We start from the raw sequence: 16,000 nt of genomic DNA, 5'->3' as shown, positions 1-16,000 counted from the left end.
GCTAGGGCCGCGCCTCGAACACCAGGTTGAACGGCGTCTCGGTCGCGCGCCGGAACTGACGGAAGCCACCGTCGTTGACGACCGTGCGCAGGCGTTGCTCGCCGGCCTGGGCGCCGAGCGCCAGCCCGACCTCCTGTGAACGCGAGGCGGGCGTGCAGATCATCGTCGAGGCCGAATAGAAAATGCGGCCGACCGGGTTGAGGTTGTCCTGCAGCGCATCGTGGGCGAACGGCTCCACGATCATCCAGCAGCCGCCGGGCTTCAGCGCCGCCCTGACGTGACGCGAGGCGCCAACCGGATCGCCCATGTCGTGCAGACAATCGAAGAAGGCCACGAGATCGTAGTCGCCACCGGGGAAGTCCTTGGCCGAGGCCACCTCGAAGCTCACGCGGTCGGCGACCCCCGCCTCGGCCGCCACCTGTCGCGCCCAGTCGATCGACGGCGCGTGGTAATCGAAGCCGACAAAGCGGCTCTCCGGATAGGCTTGTGCCATCAGGATCGTGGAGGCGCCATGGCCGCAGCCCACATCAGCCACCAGTGCGCCAGACTTGAGGCAAGACTCCACCCCATCGAGTGCGGGGATCCAGTTCGATACGAGGTTGGCCGCATAGCCCGGCCGAAAGAAGCGCTCGGTGCCCTGGAACAGCAAGGGGTCGTGCTGGTGCCAGCCGAAGCCCAGTCCGGTGCGGAACACGCCGGCCAGCTTGGGCACGGCCTTCAGTGCACCGAGCGCCACCTGGAAAGCCCCCGGCACGAAGGCCGGGCTGCCCTCGGTGGCCAGCGCGAACACCTGCTCTTCGGTCATGTGGAATTGCCGGGTTTCGGCGTCGTATTCGACATAGCCGGCCGCCGCCTGAGCGCTCAGCCATTCGCGCACATAGCGCTCGTCGGTCTGGGTTCGGCTCGCCAGGTCGGCCGGACTCATCGGCCCGTCGGCCAGCGCCTTGTACAGACCGAGCTGGTCGCCGAGCACCACCGTCCCGGCATGCAAGGCAGCGCCGATGTCGACCACGAAGCGCCCCATGAAGGCATTGAGCTTGTCCACGTCGATCGCCATGACGGACTCCTTGCTCTGGAAAGTGACGGTGTCCGGGAGGTTCCCGGGGCGGACGAAAGAGGTGCCGCCTTCCTCATCGTAGCGAATGGATTCCGGATACCCAGCGGTGTTTGCGAGCGCTGGCACGGCGTTCCGCGTCGACGTCTAAGCGGTCGATCGCCTCTTCATGAACAGTGGCCACTTCGTCGGCGGGCGAGGCGCAAGGGTCTCGTTGGGGAAGGACGGCCCCTGATGGATACCGTGCGGTCGGTAGAGCCTGCTGTTATGCGTCGAACAACTCGCTTCCAGAGGTCGGCGGCAGCACGCCAAGATGGCGGTACGCCGCCGCCGTTGCGATGCGACCGCGCGGCGTGCGCTGAAGGTAGCCTTGCTGGATCAGATAGGGCTCGATCACGTCTTCGATGGTGCCGGGCTCCTCACCGATCGCCGCCGCGACATTGTCGAGGCCGACCGGTCCACCATCGAAGCGATGGACCACCGCCTCGAGCAGCTTGCGGTCCATCACATCGAAGCCCTGGGGATCGACGTCGAGCATGGCGAGCGCCTTGTCGGCGATCGCGGCATCGATGCGGCCGTCACCCTTGACCTGTGCGTAATCACGCACGCGCCGAAGCAGACGATTGGCGATGCGCGGCGTTCCTCGTGAGCGCTTGGCGATCTCCAGCCCGCCCGCCGTATCGGTCGGCACTTGCAGCAGCCCCGCGGAGCGGGTGACGATGCGGGCCAACTCCTCGACCGAATAGAACTCCAGGCGCGCCACGATGCCGAAGCGATCGCGCAATGGATTCGTCAGCATTCCCGCTCGGGTTGTCGCGCCGATCAGCGTGAAGGGCTGCAACTCGAGCTTGATCGAACGGGCGGCCGGCCCTTCGCCGATCATGATGTCGATCTGATAGTCCTCCAGCGCAGGGTAGAGGATCTCCTCCACCACCGGGGACAGGCGGTGGATCTCGTCGATGAACAAGACATCGTTGCGCTCGAGATTGGTCAGGATGGCCGCAAGGTCCTTGGGCTTCTCGAGCACCGGGCCCGAGGTCTGACGCAGGTTGACGCCGAGTTCGGCCGCGATGATGTGCGAGAGCGTGGTCTTCCCGAGGCCAGGAGGACCGAACAGAAGGACATGGTCGAGCGCCTCGGACCGCTTGCGGGCGGCACCGATGAAGATCTCCAACTGCTCACGGGCCTTGGCCTGACCCACGTAGTCGGCGAGACCCTTCGGACGGAGCGCCCGCTCGATCGCCTCCTCATTGGGCGACGCCGGAGCCGCGCTGACCACGCGACGTGCGGCCGGTGAAGACGAAGAAAAATCGTCAGTCTGGATGCTCATGCTGCAATTGTGCGGGACACGCCATGCCAGTGCGACACCTCATCGAAAACAGCGCAGAGGAATCTTGATGATTCATATCGACGCCCAAAAGCAAAAACGCCCAACCATCATGGTTGGGCGTTCTGCTTAATATTAGCCTGACAATGTCCTACTTTCACACGGGAACCCGCACTATCATCGGCGCTGAGGCGTTTCACTGTCCTGTTCGGGATGGGAAGGAGTGGGACCACCTCGCTATGGTCATCAGGCTTAACCGGACACCGTGCTGCTCACAGAGCAACACAGCCAATGCGTAGAGTCTTATCAGATTTTGATTGCGCCATCACGGCATAACAGTCGACAACTCAAATCGTCGTCAAAATTATAGGGTCAAGCCTCACGAGCAATTAGTACCGGTTAGCTTAACGCATTACTGCGCTTCCACACCCGGCCTATCAACGTCCTGGTCTCGAACGACTCTTCAGGGGGCTCAAGGCCCCGGCAGATCTCATCTTGAAACGAGTTTCCCGCTTAGATGCTTTCAGCGGTTATCTCTTCCGCACTTAGCTACTCGGCAATGCCACTGGCGTGACAACCGATACACCAGAGGTGCGTCCACTCCGGTCCTCTCGTACTAGGAGCAGGCTTCCTCAAATCTGCAGCGCCCACGGAAGATAGGGACCAAACTGTCTCACGACGTTTTAAACCCAGCTCACGTACCTCTTTAAATGGCGAACAGCCATACCCTTGGGACCGGCTACAGCCCCAGGATGAGATGAGCCGACATCGAGGTGCCAAACACCGCCGTCGATATGAACTCTTGGGCGGTATCAGCCTGTTATCCCCAGAGTACCTTTTATCCGTTGAGCGATGGCCCTTCCATACAGAACCACCGGATCACTTAGTCCTACTTTCGTACCTGCTCGACTTGTCAGTCTCGCAGTCAAGCACGCTTATGCCTATGCACTATCAGCACGATTTCCGACCGTGCCTAGCGTACCTTCGAACTCCTCCGTTACGCTTTGGGAGGAGACCGCCCCAGTCAAACTGCCCACCATGCACTGTCCCCAACCCGGATAACGGGCCAAGGTTAGAACCTCAAACACACCAGGGTGGTATTTCAACGTTGGCTCCACGACACCTAGCGGCACCGCTTCAAAGCCTCCCACCTATCCTACACAGATCTGTTCAAAGTCCAATACAAAGCTACAGTAAAGGTTCATGGGGTCTTTCCGTCTTTCCGCGGGGAGATTGCATCATCACAAACATTTCAACTTCGCTGAGTCTCTGGAGGAGACAGTGTGGCCATCGTTACGCCATTCGTGCAGGTCGGAACTTACCCGACAAGGAATTTCGCTACCTTAGGACCGTTATAGTTACGGCCGCCGTTTACTGGGACTTCAATCAAGAGCTTGCACCCCATCATTTAATCTTCCAGCACCGGGCAGGCGTCACACCCTATACGTCGACTTTCGTCTTTGCAGAGTGCTGTGTTTTTAATAAACAGTCGCAGCCACCGATTCTCTGCGGCCTCATTGGGCTCCCCCTGTGCGGGATCACCTACTAAAGGCACACCTTCTTCCGAAGTTACGGTGTCAATTTGCCGAGTTCCTTCTCCAGAGTTCTCTCAAGCGCCTTAGAATACTCATCTCGCGCACCAGTGTCGGTTTGCGGTACGGTCGTGTGTAGCTGGAGCTTAGTGGCTTTTCCTGGAAGCAGGGTATCACTCACTTCAGCGGCAAGCCGCCTCGTTATCACGCCTCATCTAAGATCTCCGGATTTGCCTAGAGACCACGACTACACGCTTGAACCGGGACATCCAACACCCGGCTGAGCTAACCTTCTCCGTCCCCACATCGCACTACACATCGGTACAGGAATATTGACCTGTTTTCCATCAGCTACGCATCTCTGCCTCGCCTTAGGGACCGACTCACTCTACGTCGATGAACGTTGCGTAGAAAACCTTGCGCTTTCGGCGAGGGGGCTTTTCACCCCCTTTAACGCTACTCATGTCAGCATTCGCACTTCCGATACCTCCAGCAGGCTTCACAACCCACCTTCACAGGCTTACGGAACGCTCTCCTACCACGTACGCTTACGCGCACATCCGCAGCTTCGGTTACTGGCTTAGCCCCGTTACATCTTCCGCGCAGGACGACTCGATCAGTGAGCTATTACGCTTTCTTTAAATGATGGCTGCTTCTAAGCCAACATCCTGACTGTTTTAGCCTTCCCACTTCGTTTCCCACTTAGCCAATATTAGGGACCTTAGCTGGCGGTCTGGGTTGTTTCCCTCTTGTGTCCGGACGTTAGCACCCGGTGCACTGTCTCCCAAGCTGTACTCATCGGTATTCGGAGTTTGCAATGGTTTGGTAAGTCGCCATGACCCCCTAGCCATAACAGTGCTCTACCCCCGATGGTAATACTTGAGGCACTACCTAAATAGTTTTCGGAGAGAACCAGCTATTTCCAAGTTTGTTTAGCCTTTCACCCCTATCCACAGCTCATCCGCTAGTTTTGCAACACTAGTCGGTTCGGACCTCCAGTGCGTGTTACCGCACCTTCATCCTGGCCATGGATAGATCACTTGGTTTCGGGTCTACACCCAGCGACTGAACGCCCTATTCGGACTCGATTTCTCTACGCCTTCCCTATTCGGTTAAGCTTGCCACTGAATGTAAGTCGCTGACCCATTATACAAAAGGTACGCAGTCACCCTTGCGGGCTCCTACTTTTTGTATGCATGCGGTTTCAGGATCTATTTCACTCCCCTCCCGGGGTTCTTTTCGCCTTTCCCTCACGGTACTAGTTCACTATCGGTCGATTACGAGTATTTAGCCTTGGAGGATGGTCCCCCCATCTTCAGACAGGATTTCTCGTGTCCCGCCCTACTTGTCGCACGCCCAGTTCCACAACCGAATTTTTTCATACGGGGCTATCACCCGCTATGGCCAGCCTTTCCAGACTGTTCTGATAATTCGATTGCTAAAACGTGCAGGCTGGTCCGATTTCGCTCGCCACTACTTTCGGAATCTCGGTTGATGTCTATTCCTCGAGCTACTGAGATGTTTCAGTTCACCCGGTTCGCTTCGCATGACTATGTATTCATCATGCGATACCCTTGCGGGTGGGTTTCCCCATTCGGAAATCTCCGGATCAAAGCTAATTTGCCAGCTCCCCGAAGCTTATCGCAGGCTATCACGTCCTTCATCGCCTGTAATCGCCAAGGCATCCACCACATGCACTTAGTCACTTGACCCTATAACTTTGACGCCTCGCTGAAGAAGCATCGTCAAGGACTGATTTGAGTATTTGCGTTATGCCGTTTCTTCAAATTCTTGCGAATTGAAGTTTGTTGACGCAATCAAAAATGTCGCCGGCGGCACGGTCCGCCATGAAGCGGTTTCCACCGGCAACTCTGATTTGACTCTACGAATTGTTAAAGAACGACAGACGATCTGACGATCGCATGCGTCAGGAGCCGTAGGCCACTGACGCTTGGGATCGAATTTGATGGTGGAGGTGAACGGGATCGAACCGATGACCCCCTGCTTGCAAAGCAGGTGCTCTCCCAGCTGAGCTACACCCCCACGGAATGGATTGGTGGGTCTGGTTGGATTCGAACCAACGACCCCCGCCTTATCAAGACGGTGCTCTAACCAACTGAGCTACAGACCCATGCATTCACGAAACGCTGCGGTCCGCTCATCACGTCAACCAGGCGTTGGCCTTGCGGTTACGTCAAGCCGGTCACGTTTCAATTTCTGTCGTCAAAGACAGCCGATAAGTGTGGGCGCAAGAGATTGAGTGCTATTTCCAGAAAGGAGGTGATCCAGCCGCACCTTCCGATACGGCTACCTTGTTACGACTTCACCCCAGTCACGAACCCTGCCGTGGTAATCGCCCTCCTTGCGGTTAGGCTAACTACTTCTGGCAGAACCCGCTCCCATGGTGTGACGGGCGGTGTGTACAAGACCCGGGAACGTATTCACCGCGGCAAGCTGATCCGCGATTACTAGCGATTCCGACTTCACGCAGTCGAGTTGCAGACTGCGATCCGGACTACGACCGGTTTTCTGGGATTGGCTCCCCCTCGCGGGTTGGCAGCCCTCTGTACCGGCCATTGTATGACGTGTGTAGCCCTACCCATAAGGGCCATGATGACCTGACGTCATCCCCACCTTCCTCCGGTTTGTCACCGGCAGTCTCATTAGAGTGCCCTTACGTAGCAACTAATGACAAGGGTTGCGCTCGTTGCGGGACTTAACCCAACATCTCACGACACGAGCTGACGACGGCCATGCAGCACCTGTGTTCTAGTTCTCTTTCGAGCACGAAACCATCTCTGGTAACTTCTAGACATGTCAAGGGTAGGTAAGGTTTTTCGCGTTGCATCGAATTAAACCACATCATCCACCGCTTGTGCGGGTCCCCGTCAATTCCTTTGAGTTTCAACCTTGCGGCCGTACTCCCCAGGCGGTCAACTTCACGCGTTAGCTTCGTTACTGAACAGCAAGCCGTCCAACAACCAGTTGACATCGTTTAGGGCGTGGACTACCAGGGTATCTAATCCTGTTTGCTCCCCACGCTTTCGTGCATGAGCGTCAGTGCAGGCCCAGGGGATTGCCTTCGCCATCGGTGTTCCTCCGCATATCTACGCATTTCACTGCTACACGCGGAATTCCATCCCCCTCTGCCGCACTCCAGCCTTGCAGTCACAAATGCAGTTCCCAGGTTGAGCCCGGGGATTTCACATCTGTCTTGCAAAGCCGCCTGCGCACGCTTTACGCCCAGTAATTCCGATTAACGCTTGCACCCTACGTATTACCGCGGCTGCTGGCACGTAGTTAGCCGGTGCTTATTCTTCAGGTACCGTCATTAGTTCGAGATATTAGCTCAAACCGTTTCTTCCCTGACAAAAGCGGTTTACAACCCGAAGGCCTTCTTCCCGCACGCGGCATGGCTGGATCAGGCTTGCGCCCATTGTCCAAAATTCCCCACTGCTGCCTCCCGTAGGAGTCTGGGCCGTGTCTCAGTCCCAGTGTGGCTGGTCGTCCTCTCAGACCAGCTACGGATCGTAGCCTTGGTAGGCTTTTACCCCACCAACTAGCTAATCCGACATCGGCCGCTCCAATAGCGCGAGGTCTTGCGATCCCCCGCTTTCACCCGTAGGTCGTATGCGGTATTAATCCGGCTTTCGCCGGGCTATCCCCCACAACTGGGCACGTTCCGATGTATTACTCACCCGTTCGCCACTCGCCACCAGGATTGCTCCCGTGCTGCCGTTCGACTTGCATGTGTAAGGCATGCCGCCAGCGTTCAATCTGAGCCAGGATCAAACTCTTCAGTTCGATCTTGATAAATTACTCAAAGAATTGAAGTGAACTTCACTTGCATGAAAATTCAATTCAGTGAGCGTTTAAGGTCCTTGAGACCTCGAATCTTGAGATTGCTCACAAGACTCTTGGCACTCGCCTTCAAACGCCCACGCTTATCGGCTGTCATTTGTTAAAGAGCGTCACCTTTCGGTGTTGCCGACCTGTCGTCAGCAGAGAAGCGAGATTATGACTTGATTTTAAAACCTTGTCAATCGCTCAGCTTTTCTTATTTTCTTTTGCTTTTCACACTTTCCCGCCGTTTCCGGCGAGGCGCTGTGATCAGCGAAGACAGCTACTGTAGCACGAAGTTTTTCTGCCGCGCAAGGCGCCTCAACAAAATTGTTGATGCGGCCTTCAAGGCCCCGGCGGCATCGCCGCCACGCCACCGCCGTTCCGCAGCGGCGTGAACGTCGGTGCGTCGCTTCTGGCGCCCACCAGCAGATCGCTCAGCCGCCGCGTGTCCGTGCGCAGGATCTGCTGCTTGATCGCAGCGATCTGCGACGGGTGCATGGAAAAGCTGCGCAGGCCCATGGCCAGCAGGACTGAAGTGAAGCTCGGATCACCGGCCATTTCTCCGCACACACTGACCGCCCTGCCGCGCGCTCTTGCGGCGCGAATGGTTCTGGCAACGAGCTCCAGCACGGCGGGATGCCAGGGATCGTACAGGTGGGCCACGGCTTCATCAGCTCGGTCGATGGCCAGCGTGTACTGGATCAGATCATTGGTACCGAGCGAGACGAAATCGAAGGCATCGAGAAAGCGATCGACCATCAACGCCGCGGCGGGCACTTCGATCATCGCGCCCACCTGGACATCGCCGAACGCGCGCCCTGATTCCGTCAACTGCTGCTTCGCGCGCGCCAGCGCATCGAAAGTGCCGCGAATCTCGGACTCGTGCGCGAGCATCGGCACCAGCAACCGTACCTGGCCATGCGCACTGGCGCGCAGGATGGCGCGCAGCTGCTGGCGGAACATGCTGGGCTCCGACAGACTCCAGCGGATCGCGCGCAAACCCAGAGCGGGGTTGAGCGCATGCTCGTGCCGCAGTTCGTGGGCCGACATCCGGTCGAGCGGCTTGTCGGCGCCGATGTCGACCGTCCGGATCGTCACCGGCAGACCTTTCATCGCGTCGACCACCGCGCAGTACGCCTGGTACTGCTCATCCTCGCCGGGCAGGTCGTCGGTCCGATTCATGAAGAGGAATTCGCTACGAAACAGCCCGACGCCGACCGCCCCGGCCTCCAGTGCCGCGGCCGCATCGCCAGGGAGCTCGATGTTGGCAAGCAGCTCGACCCGCTCGCCGTCCAGCGTGACGGCGGGTGTATGCCGCAAGCGCGTAAGGCGCACACGCTCCAGCTCGCTCTGCCGCTGGCGAAAGCGGTATTCCTCCAGCACGATCGACGACGGATCGACGATCACGACTCCGGCGTCACCGTCGATCACCACCCAGTCGTCCTGCCGGATGATGCGGCTGGCCTCACGGGCCCCCACCACTGCCGGAATGTCGAGGCTTCGGGCGACGATGGCCGTGTGCGACGTCTTGCCACCGACGTCGGTGACAAACCCGGTGAAGACGCTGCGCTTGAATTGCAGCATGTCGGCCGGCGCGATGTCGTTGGCCACCAGCACCAGCGGGTCCTCGCCGGCGAAGTCGCGCGGGTTGACGCCGATCGGCGGCGGTACGGCGCTGCTGTCGTGCATCAGCACGCGCAACAGGCGCTCGACCACCTGTTCAAGGTCGGCCTTGCGCTCACGCAGGTAATCGTTTTCCATCTCGTCGAAATGCCGCGCCAGCACTTCCAGCTGGGCTGACAGCGCCCATTCCGCGTTGTAGTGCCGCTCGTGCACCCATTGCGAGGTGGCGCCGGTCAGCGCCTCGTCGTGCAGCAGCATCAGGTGCACGTCGAGCAGCGCGGACAGTTCCGCAGGCGCGTCCTCTGGCAGGTCGCGCTGGAGGCCGCCGAGCTCCGCCGCCACTGCGTCGCGCGCCTGCAGCAGCCGCGCGATCTCGCGCTCGACCTGAGCCGGCTCGATGAAGTAGTGGGCCACGTCCACGCGACTGGACGCGACCAGCACGGCGCGGCCAATGGCCACGCCGCGCGAGACCGGAATTCCGAACATCTGCAGGCTCATGAATCGATCGTAGCAGCGGCCCGTCCCGCCCCCGGCAGGGGTTATCACCGCGCACATCGGCCCGGACCCTGTGCGCGTGTCATCGGCGCGTCATCGGAGCTACATCGCGTCGTCACGCCGCTGACTCAAGCTCGTCGCCATTGCCGAACAAGGAGCGAAACATGAGGGACTTGCCGCTGCCGACACTGCCGCTGCAGGAGATTCCGAGCCTGGAGCTGCGTGCGCCCCGGAGGTCACTTCGACGACCCGACAGCGAGACCCTCCCCTCGGCCAGCCAGCGTGGACTGGACGTGGTTTGGGCGCGCGATGAGAGCGAGGTTCGCGAAGCCCAGCGCCTGAGGTACCAGATCTTCGTCGAGGAGATGGGGGCCCGCCTGTCGCCGCCCGTCGGCACGCCGGCGGGCCTGGACATCGACGTCTACGACGCCTTCTGCGAGCACCTGCTGGTGCGCAAGGTCGGCACCCCCAGTGAACCGGGCCGGGTGATCGGCACCTACCGCGTCCTGACGCCGGCGGCCGCGCAGCGCATCGGCGGGCTGTACAGCGAAACGGAGTTCGACCTCACGCGCCTGCGCCCACTGCGTAGCAAGATGGTCGAGCTGGGTCGTTCCTGCGTGCATGCCGACCACCGTTCAGGTGGCGCCATCCTCGCACTGTGGGGCGCGCTGGCCGAGTTCATGGTCCGCAACGAGCTGGACACGATGATCGGCTGCGCCAGCGTCAGCATGCGCGATGGCGGCCATGTGGCGGCCAGCTTGTGGGAGCAGTTGCGCCATACCCACCTGGCGCCGATCGAATGGCAGGTGCGCCCGCGACTGCCGCTGCCCGTGGACGAACTCGATCGGCGGCTCGCCGTCGAACCGCCGCCGTTGATCAGGGGCTATCTGCGCTGCGGCGCCAAGGTGCTGGGGGCGCCCGCGTGGGACCCCGACTTCAACACCGCCGACCTGCCGATGCTGATGCGCATCGAAGACCTGCCGCTCAAGTACCGCCGACACTTCCTCGGCAGCTGAAGCCTACTCACCCTCGCCGAACTTGTCGTTGATCAGCAGCAGCAGGGCGTCCATCGCCTCGCGCTCCTGGTCGCCGGAGGTCTCGACCTCGATCTCGGTACCGATGCCAGCCGCCAGCATCATGACGCCCATGATGCTCTTGGCATTGACGCGCCGCTGTCCGCGGCTGAGGAAGACTTCGCAGGGGTAGCTGCCCGCCAGCTTGGTGAGCTTGGCCGAGGCCCGCGCGTGCAGGCCGAGCTTATTGCTGATGCTGATGCGCGTTGAAATCATCGCCGGGTCGGGCTCCCACGTTCTGTGCCTGGTTCTGCGGTCGGGCCGGCGCCACCTGCAGCACACCCTGCGTCGCGCCGGCCAGCGCGCGCGCCACGAGCATGTCAAGCGGCTGGTCCACATAGTTCATCGTGCGCCACAGCATGGGGACGTTGGCACCGGTGACGATCTTGACGCGCACGCCATCGGCTAGCCGCTGGGCCACGTTGCACGGCGTCGCACCGAACACGTCGGTCAGGATCAGCGCCTCGCGCCTCCCCGGCACCGACAGCGAGCGCTCGAGCAGGATGCGCGCCTGCGCCTCGATCTCCTCCGGCGTCAGCTGCGGCGTCACGTCGAGCGCCTCGACCACCGACAGCGCCTCCGGGAAAGCATGCCCCGCTGCGGCCCTGAGTGCCGAAGCCAGTGGAGCGTGCGCAATGATGAACAGTCCGGCCATGTCGGGAGATTATGGGTTCAGGCCCGGACCGGCACGACAGCATCGGACAGAGCGAGGCAAGCCGCGTTTGTACATCGTGCGCAGCCACCCTGCCCCGGATCGGACCTTTCGGACCCTGTCACTTCTGAAGTTTCAGACCGTCGAAGAAAGTCTCGAGCTCCTGCGCCGACGGCTTCCCGCCCAAGGCGGCGGCATGGAACACGCGCGTGCCGTGCGCGAACAGCAGCGACTGATCGGTCAGCGACGTGCCGTCCGGAAGCTTGCCGGCAATGCTGAACCGAACCGCCTGCGCCTGCGGCGTCATGCCCCCGAGCTGTGCCGCCTTCGCCGCCGTCTCGGTTCCGTCGAGATTGAGCCGTCGCGCCGCACGCAGTTCCGCCAGCGCTGGGCCGACGAGCGCCGGGTCAGCCAGGTCGGCGGTGCTCAGGCCCCAGGTCGTTCCGTCTGCGGTGCAGCCCAGCACCCGCATCTGGACCGGGCGCCCAGCCAGGACCAGCTGACGCGTCCGCTGCTCCGGCTTGCACGGCATCAACATCATCAAGCCGGCCTCATCCTGTCGCACCTCGCGCCAGTCGAGCGCAGGCGCGCAGGCCGCCGCCAGGACGGAGAGGCCCGCCACCCACGCACACACGACAGGTCGCAACGACATCGCCGCATTATCCGGATGCCGCGCCCACCGCATCAGAATCGCGGCATGGCCCTCGCACCCACCCCTCTCTCACTGGCCGGCCTGCGCGTGCTGGACCTGTCGCGCGTGCTGGCCGGGCCCTGGTGCACGCAGCTGCTCGGCGACCTGGGCGCCGACGTGGTGAAGGTCGAGCGGCCCGGTAGCGGCGACGACACGCGCGGTTGGGGCCCGCCCTTCCTGCACGACCGACACGGCGCCGAAAGCAGCGAATCGGCCTATTTCCTGGGCGCAAACCGCAACAAGCGCTCGATCGCGATCGACCTCGCGCACCCCGAGGGCCAGGCGCTAGTGCGTGCCCTGGTACTGCAGGCCGACGTGCTGGTCGAGAACTACAAGGTCGGCGACATGGCGCGCTACGGTCTCGACTTCGCGACGCTGCACGCTCTGAACCCGCAGCTGGTCTACTGCTCGATCACCGGCTACGGCCAGACCGGCCCCTATCGCGAGCGTGCCGGCTACGACTACGCAGTGCAGGGGCTGGGCGGCCTGATGAGCCTGACCGGAGAACGCGACGACCTGCCCGGCGGAGGACCGCAAAAGGTGGGCGTGGCAGTCGCCGACCTGTTCACCGGCCTGTATGCCTGCGTCGGCATCCTCGCGGCCCTGCGGCACCGCGATGCCGAGGGCTTCCGTCGCGGCGAGGGCCAGCACATCGATATGGCCCTGCTCGACACGCAGGTGGCGATGCTGGCCAACCTGGGCGCCAACTACCTGGTGAGCGGCCAGGTGCCAGGACGCGCCGGCAACGCGCATCAGAACATCGTGCCCTATCAGGTGTTCGAGGTCGCCGATGGCCACCTGATCCTGGCGATCGGCAACGATGCGCAGTTCGTCCGCTTCTGCGAGGTCGCCGGGCGGCCCGAGCTGGCCGCCGATCCGCGCTTCGCGACCAACGCTGACCGGGTGCGCCATCGCGCCGCGCTGGTGCCGGTGCTCGCCGCGCTGATGCGACAGCGTCGGCGCGACGACTGGCTGGCCGCCCTGGAGGCGGCGAAGCTGCCCTGCGGGCCGATCAACGCGCTCGACCAGGTGTTCGCCGACCCCCAGGTGTTGGCGCGCGGCATGGTCGAGCCGGTCGACCACCCGCTGACCGACACACTGCGACTGGTCGCCAGCCCACTCAAGCTGTCGGCCACGCCGGCGCAGACGCGCCGGCCACCGCCCCTGCTCGACCAGCACGGCGACGACGTGCTGGTCGACTGGCTGGGCTGGGACGCAGCCGCCATCGCCGCGGCGCGCGAGCGCGGCGCGCTGGGTCCGCCACGCCCCTGAGTCAGGGGGGCAGCGCGCACGAACGTCACAAAGTGCTGGGCTGCGTGAAGAAACGCTCGGACAATCGCCAGCAGGAAGTGTTGGGCTTCCCGGCCGCGTGCTTCTGAGCATGGCCGCACACAACAGAACGAACATGACCGCTCGCCCCTCGCTCACCCGCGCCACCACCGAAGCCGAGCCCCTGGAGGCCTGGCGCGAGATCGTCGCGCAGATCGGGCGCGACGTGGCCGGGCCGCTGACGGCGGCGCTCGAACGCGTGATCCAGCTCACCACCACCGGCAAGATCGACCGCGAAGGCCTGCGGGTGCTGCGCGCCGAGATCGAACGCGCGCGCCGCGTCGGCATGGTCGGCCAGCAGCTGTCGCGCTTCGCCTCGAAGCGGCTGCGCCAATCCCACGAACGGCTCGACCTTGCACAGACGCTGCAGGCCGTGCTCACCCACCGCGCACGCGAGGTCAACGCCCGTGGCATCCAGGTGCGACAGAGCACGCGAGCCATCGAGGTGCTGGTCGATCCGGCGCTGCTGTTCAGCCTGCTCAACGCCGTGCTCGACTGGGCGGCCGACGGCGCCCGCACGAGCATCGACTTCCGCGTCGACCAGAAGGACTGGCCGCCGCATGGCCGGGTGTCCTGCAGCTTCGCCCTCGAGCCGACCGACGGCGCCACGCTCGAGTCGCTGAACTGGCACCTGGTGGAGCAGATCGCCCAGTCGATGGGCCTGGCGCTGCACTGCGACACCGACGAGACCCACGTGACCCTGACGCTGGAGTTCCCGCGCACCGTCAGTGACGCCATCGAAGGCATGAGCACCGTCGAACTCGACCATGGCGACGCATCGACGCTGAACTCCAAGCCGCTGGCGGGCAGCCAGGTGCTGGTGGTGTCGGCCCGCCGTGAGATGCGGCTGCTGGTGCGCGAGGCCATCGCCAACATGGGGCTGGTGATCGACTTCGTCGGATCGGTCGACGAGGCGGTCGACTTCTGCCGCGAAGGCTGGCCGCACGCCATCGTGTTCGAGGCCGTGCTGCGCGGCGAGCGCCTCGACCAGCTGGCCGACGAGATCCGCGCCGAGCTGCCCGGTTTCTCCTTCATCGAGATCGCCGAGGAAGGCAACGCCTTCGAGATCTCGGGCTTCAACGGCATGAACCACGCCCGGGTGGGCCGGGATGGCCTGCACCAGTCGCTGCCGTCCGCGCTGGTGTTCGAACTCTCGAAGCAGTACTGAGGACGCGCGCCTACAGCGCGCCGAACACCTTTTTCAGGATCGCGCTGCCGGTGCCCACCGGGTCCTGCCGGATCTTCTTCTCCTCCTCGCCGATCATCAGGTACAGGCCGTCGAGCGCCTTGCCCGTCACGTACTGCTGCACGTTGGCGTCTTCCTTCTTCACCAGGCCGAAGCCCGACGCCTTGGCGGCCACCGCGTTGTACTTGTTGGCCAGGTCGACCTTCTCGGTCTGCCGCGTGACGATCGGCAGAAACTTCTCGCCGAGCGGCGTGCGCGTCTTCTCGGCGAAGAAGCTCGTCACCGAGATGTCGCCGCCCGTGAGGATCTTCTTCGCGTCGTCGACCGACATCTGCTTGACGGCATTGCTGAGCAACTGCTTGGACTCCGGCACGGCGGCCTCGGCGGCGCGGTTCATCGCGGTCACCAGTTCGTCGACCTTCTTGCCCTGACCCAGGCTCTTCATCAGCTTGGCGGCGCTTTCCAGGCCCGATGGCAGCGGGATGCGAACTTTCGGATTGCCGAGGAATCCATCGGTCTTGCCGAGCAGGCTCACGGCCACTTCGGCCCCGCGTTCCAGCGCCGCCTTCAAGCCGGCACTGGCATCGGCGTCACTGAGAGAAAGCGCGCGCGCCTGCGCTGCCCAGACCCACAGCGCCAGGCCGGCGGCAAGCTGCCCCGTAAACTCACGACGATCCATCGGACACCTCCATGACATTGATGCGCTATGTTGCGGCCGCGGCCGCCCTCCTGGCAATCGGCATCGCCGCCACGCTGGCGCTGACCGGCAAGCAGGCCGCCCCCGACGTGGCCTACACGCTGCTCGACGGCTCGCAGCATCGCAGCGAGCAGTGGCGCGGCAAGGTGGTGCTGGTGAACTTCTGGGCCACGAGTTGCGTGACCTGCGTGAAGGAGATGCCGGACCTTGCCGCCACGCACGAGAAGTTCAAGGCCCGCGGCTACGAGACACTGGCCGTGGCGATGAGCTATGACCCGCCGGCCTACGTGGTCAACTTCACCGAGACCCGCAAGCTGCCCTTCCGCGTGGCGATCGATCACGACGGCGCCATCGCCCGCAGCTTCGGTGACGTCCAGCTGACGCCGACCAGCGTGCTCATCAACAAGCGAGGCGAGATCGTCAAGCGCTACGTCGGCGAGCCCGATTTCGCCGAACTGCACCGCCTGCTCGACAAGCTGCTCGCCGAGGCCTGAGTCG

General features: G+C 62.5%; 11 protein-coding genes, 2 tRNA genes and 3 rRNA genes. 4 read left to right on the top strand and 12 right to left on the bottom strand.

The window, feature by feature from the left end:
• Window position 1: 1 nt before the first annotated feature.
• From C1M51_RS10925 to ptsP, 8 genes are all read right to left on the bottom strand, one after another.
• Window positions 2–1,057 (bottom strand): class I SAM-dependent methyltransferase, encoded by a 1,056-nt coding sequence (locus C1M51_RS10925; protein ID WP_129449736.1) that lies wholly within the window; start codon window positions 1,055–1,057, stop codon window positions 2–4.
• Window positions 1,058–1,319: 262 nt separating this feature from the next.
• Window positions 1,320–2,384, bottom strand: a complete 1,065-nt coding sequence (gene ruvB, locus C1M51_RS10920) for a Holliday junction branch migration DNA helicase RuvB (RefSeq protein ID WP_129449734.1) — start codon at window positions 2,382–2,384, stop codon at window positions 1,320–1,322.
• A 135-nt stretch (window positions 2,385–2,519) separates the two neighbouring features.
• Window positions 2,520–2,632: ribosomal RNA gene (gene rrf / locus C1M51_RS10915) — 5S ribosomal RNA — on the bottom strand.
• Between the two features lie 117 nt (window positions 2,633–2,749).
• Window positions 2,750–5,625: ribosomal RNA gene (locus C1M51_RS10910) — 23S ribosomal RNA — on the bottom strand.
• A 255-nt stretch (window positions 5,626–5,880) separates the two neighbouring features.
• A tRNA-Ala gene (locus C1M51_RS10905) sits at window positions 5,881–5,956 on the bottom strand.
• Between the two features lie 11 nt (window positions 5,957–5,967).
• Window positions 5,968–6,044 (bottom strand) — tRNA-Ile (locus C1M51_RS10900).
• 142 nt (window positions 6,045–6,186) lie between these two features.
• Window positions 6,187–7,717 (bottom strand): 16S ribosomal RNA (locus C1M51_RS10895).
• Together the 16S, 23S and 5S rRNA genes with 2 tRNA genes alongside form the textbook arrangement of a ribosomal RNA operon.
• 381 nt (window positions 7,718–8,098) lie before the next feature.
• Window positions 8,099–9,877: a phosphoenolpyruvate--protein phosphotransferase gene (ptsP, locus tag C1M51_RS10890; protein ID WP_242499656.1), complete on the bottom strand. Its 1,779-nt coding sequence runs from the start codon at window positions 9,875–9,877 to the stop codon at window positions 8,099–8,101.
• Between the two features lie 161 nt (window positions 9,878–10,038).
• Between ptsP and C1M51_RS10885 the strand changes: the two genes are divergently transcribed.
• Complete coding sequence (locus C1M51_RS10885; protein WP_129449730.1) at window positions 10,039–10,890, top strand: GNAT family N-acetyltransferase; 852 nt, start codon at window positions 10,039–10,041, stop codon at window positions 10,888–10,890.
• 3 nt (window positions 10,891–10,893) lie between these two features.
• Here C1M51_RS10885 and C1M51_RS10880 read toward each other — a convergent pair whose 3' ends face one another.
• The 3 genes from C1M51_RS10880 to C1M51_RS10870 all read right to left on the bottom strand — a co-directional run bounded on the left by C1M51_RS10880 (window position 10,894) and on the right by C1M51_RS10870 (window position 12,251).
• Window positions 10,894–11,163 (bottom strand): HPr family phosphocarrier protein, encoded by a 270-nt coding sequence (locus C1M51_RS10880; protein WP_011827925.1) that lies wholly within the window; start codon window positions 11,161–11,163, stop codon window positions 10,894–10,896.
• Complete coding sequence (locus C1M51_RS10875) at window positions 11,132–11,602, bottom strand: PTS sugar transporter subunit IIA (RefSeq protein WP_129449728.1); 471 nt, start codon at window positions 11,600–11,602, stop codon at window positions 11,132–11,134. Before C1M51_RS10875 ends, C1M51_RS10880 begins: the two co-directional genes overlap by 32 nt.
• A gap of 118 nt (window positions 11,603–11,720) precedes the next feature.
• Window positions 11,721–12,251: a hypothetical protein gene (locus tag C1M51_RS10870; protein WP_129449726.1), complete on the bottom strand. Its 531-nt coding sequence runs from the start codon at window positions 12,249–12,251 to the stop codon at window positions 11,721–11,723.
• A gap of 45 nt (window positions 12,252–12,296) precedes the next feature.
• On the opposite strand from C1M51_RS10870, the gene C1M51_RS10865 reads away from it, so the two are divergent.
• Entirely contained in the window at window positions 12,297–13,562 is a 1,266-nt protein-coding gene (locus tag C1M51_RS10865) for a CaiB/BaiF CoA-transferase family protein (RefSeq protein ID WP_129449724.1), read from the top strand.
• Between the two features lie 133 nt (window positions 13,563–13,695).
• Entirely contained in the window at window positions 13,696–14,787 is a 1,092-nt protein-coding gene (locus C1M51_RS10860) for a hypothetical protein (protein WP_242499655.1), read from the top strand.
• A 10-nt stretch (window positions 14,788–14,797) separates the two neighbouring features.
• Here the strand turns inward: C1M51_RS10860 and C1M51_RS10855 are convergent, their stop codons facing one another.
• Complete coding sequence (locus C1M51_RS10855) at window positions 14,798–15,484, bottom strand: DUF4197 domain-containing protein (RefSeq protein WP_129449721.1); 687 nt, start codon at window positions 15,482–15,484, stop codon at window positions 14,798–14,800.
• An 11-nt stretch (window positions 15,485–15,495) separates the two neighbouring features.
• Between C1M51_RS10855 and C1M51_RS10850 the strand changes: the two genes are divergently transcribed.
• Window positions 15,496–15,996 (top strand): peroxiredoxin, encoded by a 501-nt coding sequence (locus C1M51_RS10850; RefSeq protein ID WP_129449719.1) that lies wholly within the window; start codon window positions 15,496–15,498, stop codon window positions 15,994–15,996.
• Window positions 15,997–16,000 lie beyond the last annotated feature (4 nt).

This window comes from Methylibium sp. Pch-M (assembly GCF_004136295.1).
In the GTDB taxonomy this organism is placed as follows: domain Bacteria; phylum Pseudomonadota; class Gammaproteobacteria; order Burkholderiales; family Burkholderiaceae_C; genus Methylibium; species Methylibium petroleiphilum.
This window is presented reverse-complemented; position numbering and strand designations above follow the sequence as displayed.